The sequence below is a fragment of the Bacillus sp. AFS041924 genome, assembly GCF_002577195.1.
Classification (GTDB): Bacteria; Bacillota; Bacilli; order Bacillales; family Bacillaceae_G; genus Gottfriedia.
The window spans coordinates 1-370 of record NZ_NULG01000082.1; the positions used below are offsets into that span (position 1 = coordinate 1).

1 pseudogene is annotated in these 370 nt (G+C 33.2%); it reads left to right on the forward strand.

Annotated features, from left to right (window positions below):
• Nucleotides 1-370 (forward strand): annotated as a pseudogene (locus COC46_RS22300) (S8 family serine peptidase); the annotation flags it as partial.

Below are 370 nucleotides of genomic sequence, written 5' to 3' on the forward strand. Positions count from 1 at the left end.
CACTTGAACAAGCTGGAGCTGTAGCGTTAAAAGAAATTAAAAATGATCGAGCGACTTTCAACTTGAATGTGGAAGCATTTAAAAACCTAAATCTAAAAGAGGATTTAGAATACTCTGTGTCTGTTGATGTTTTAACAGATGGAACAGAAACGAAAGAATTCGACTACGACAATGATGGGAAAAAAGATTATTCAAATGAATATTTAACGTTACAAAGTAAACGTGTAGAGGGTGCTTCTGTCTATGTGAACGGAGAAAAGGTAACTAACTCACAAGGAATTACATTAAAAATTAAGCAAGGACAAGAAAAAAATTTAAATATTGAGATTCGACTTCCGAGAACTTTAAAGAAAGATGCATTTATCGAGGG